This window comes from Streptomyces sp. FH025 (assembly GCF_017427025.1).
In the GTDB taxonomy this organism is placed as follows: Bacteria; Actinomycetota; Actinomycetes; order Streptomycetales; family Streptomycetaceae; genus Kitasatospora.
Genome location: NZ_JAFLNG010001253.1, coordinates 1 through 629 on the forward strand (window position 1 = coordinate 1; position 629 = coordinate 629).

General features: G+C 53.7%; 1 rRNA gene. It reads right to left on the bottom strand.

The window, feature by feature from the left end:
* Nucleotides 1-629 (bottom strand): 23S ribosomal RNA (locus J0670_RS38740); the annotation flags it as partial.

A 629-nucleotide genomic window follows, 5' to 3' on the forward strand; every position in this document is an offset into this window, starting at 1 on the left:
GTTTCAAAGTCTCCCACCTATCCTACACAAGCCGAACCGAACACCAATATCAAGCTATAGTAAAGGTCCCGGGGTCTTTCCGTCCTGCTGCGCGAAACGAGCATCTTTACTCGTAATGCAATTTCACCGGGCCTATGGTTGAGACAGTCGAGAAGTCGTTACGCCATTCGTGCAGGTCGGAACTTACCCGACAAGGAATTTCGCTACCTTAGGATGGTTATAGTTACCACCGCCGTTTACTGGCGCTTAAGTTCTCAGCTTCGCCTGAACGAATCCAAGCTAACCGGTCCCCTTAACGTTCCAGCACCGGGCAGGCGTCAGTCCGTATACATCGCCTTACGGCTTCGCACGGACCTGTGTTTTTAGTAAACAGTCGCTTCTCGCTGGTCTCTGCGGCCACCCCCAGCTCAGACAGCACGTGTCATCACCAGGAATGGCCCCCCTTCTCCCGAAGTTACGGGGGCATTTTGCCGAGTTCCTTAACCATAGTTCACCCGAACGCCTCGGTATTCTCTACCTGACCACCTGAGTCGGTTTGGGGTACGGGCCGCCATGAAACTCGCTAGAGGCTTTTCTCGACAGCATAGGATCATCCACTTCACCACAATCGGCTCGGCATCAGGTCTCAG